The sequence below is a fragment of the Paenibacillus popilliae ATCC 14706 genome (assembly GCF_000315235.1).
Classification (GTDB): Bacteria; Bacillota; Bacilli; order Paenibacillales; family Paenibacillaceae; genus Paenibacillus_B; species Paenibacillus_B popilliae.
This window is the reverse complement of sequence record NZ_BALG01000316.1, coordinates 1-337: the sequence shown is the minus strand read 5'-3', so window position 1 is coordinate 337 and position 337 is coordinate 1. Positions and strand designations below refer to the sequence as shown.

1 protein-coding gene is annotated in these 337 nt (G+C 45.7%); it reads left to right on the top strand.

The annotated features are described in order from the left end of the window. Positions 1-32 precede the first annotated feature (32 nt). The coding region (locus PPOP_RS22970; protein WP_042229521.1) for a pyocin knob domain-containing protein at positions 33-337 on the top strand (305 nt) is incomplete at its 3' end.

The following is a 337-nucleotide window of genomic DNA, read 5'->3' as shown; positions in this document are numbered from 1 at the left end:
TCAGAGTAACCGCTGACGATGGCAATGCTACCATGACAGGAGATTTAAATGCCGATCTATCAACAGGTTGGTATCAGGTAGTTGATGCGCCTAATGCACCAGGCAAGGGATGGTATTATGTAGAGGTGATCCGCCATAATCATCTGTATTGTATACAAAATGCTTACGTTTTTGCCGGCGGCCATAGTTATTACCAGCGCAAGAAAGATGCCGGTAATTGGTTACCATGGCAAAACGTTATATCGGAGCTTGATCAAGTAAAGCAATCTGGCGTTGAGTTAAAAAACAAACTCGCGGGTGCCATCAACGCCAAAGGGGTGCAGGCATCCGCAAATGA